At 40.4% G+C, this 532-nt stretch carries 2 protein-coding genes and 1 tRNA gene; all 3 read right to left on the reverse strand.

Annotated features, from left to right (window positions below):
* On the reverse strand, positions 1-252 hold a 252-nt coding region (locus tag ACK4HU_RS22000; RefSeq protein ID WP_409810370.1), incomplete at its 3' end, for a transcription termination/antitermination NusG family protein.
* Between the two features lie 17 nt (positions 253-269).
* Entirely contained in the window at positions 270-434 is a 165-nt protein-coding gene (gene secE, locus ACK4HU_RS22005; RefSeq protein WP_409810373.1) for a preprotein translocase subunit SecE, read from the reverse strand.
* A 16-nt stretch (positions 435-450) separates the two neighbouring features.
* A tRNA-Trp gene (locus ACK4HU_RS22010) sits at positions 451-521 on the reverse strand.
* Between the last annotated feature and the right edge of the window lie 11 nt (positions 522-532).

Below are 532 nucleotides of genomic sequence, written 5' to 3' on the forward strand. Positions count from 1 at the left end.
TATGCTTGTAATTACGTGATTGGCTTCACCATGAGTCAAATCCGCATGAACCAAAACATAGCCAGGGAAGAAATTCTTCTCTCTGACTCTTTTTTTGCCATTGCGCATTTCGTAAACTTTCTCGGAAGGAATTAATACCTCGGGAATGTAATCCTCGAGTTTATTCCGGACAATTTCATTATCCAAGTAAGACTTGGCCTTTTTCTCTTGCCCTGCTACCACCCGTAGTACGTACCACTTATGTTCAGCCATCAGTAAATTTTATGCGATTAGAATAAGTCGAAGCCTAAATCTATCACACCGATTACCAGGGCGAAGATCAATGAGGCTACCAGTACCAAAACAGCACTGTTTTGTAGAAATGAGTACGAAGGCCAAGTGACCTTGTTTTTCATCTCATCTATCGATTCTATGACAAAATTTTTAACGTTCATGGTTTTACTCTATTTGCACGGGCAGAGAGATTCGAACTCCCATCAACGGTTTTGGAGACCGCTATTCTGCCATTGAACTATGCCCGTAAATAATTTAT

The organism is Algoriphagus sp. (genome assembly GCF_046296635.1).
Classification (GTDB): Bacteria; Bacteroidota; Bacteroidia; order Cytophagales; family Cyclobacteriaceae; genus Algoriphagus.